The following is a 616-nucleotide window of genomic DNA, read 5'->3' as shown; positions in this document are numbered from 1 at the left end:
ATATCCAGTCTTTGTATTTCAGGTAACTCAACCGCCATTTGCGAAATACGAACTAAGAATTTTGACAGCTCAGTGATATCGAGCGCATCTTTGTGTTTCTGAAGACGGATCTTCCCGGACTTTAATGCAACCACGACTAAATAGCGTGCAAGCGTCATATTCAAAGGAGGCAGGGCGGCCACCGCATCTTGAGCGATGTTCCATTCAGATCCACCTTGACCAAGTAAACTGACAGGCCCAAATCCCTTGTCAACCGCGATACTGATTCGCAACTCTTCCGCGCTGCCAAGCTTCGCCATGCCTTGAACTAGCAGGCCGTGTACGTTTGCAGATGGGTAACTGAATTTGACGGTATCTAAAATCGATTGTGCAGCGTTAGAAACTTCTCGACTATTTCTCAAATTAAGCGCCACGCCGTGTACGTCTGATTTGTGAGGAATATCAGGAGAGCGAAGCTTCACGGCGACCGGGTATCCAATATTTTCTGCCATGTGAACAGCTTCGATTTCATCCGATGCTATCCAAGTAGGCAAAACATTAAAGCCAAAGAGCTTAAATAGTGGGCTAGTTTGGTGTGTATCCAGTACAACTGTGTTTTTATCCAGTAGTCGTTCAT

1 protein-coding gene is annotated in these 616 nt (G+C 45.8%); it reads right to left on the bottom strand.

What is annotated here, in order from left to right; genetic code table 11:
• Positions 1 to 616: acetate--CoA ligase family protein (locus R7P74_RS27490; protein ID WP_318123845.1), on the bottom strand; the 616-nt coding region annotated here is incomplete at both ends.

This window comes from Vibrio sp. 2033, assembly GCF_033339735.1.
This window is presented reverse-complemented; position numbering and strand designations above follow the sequence as displayed.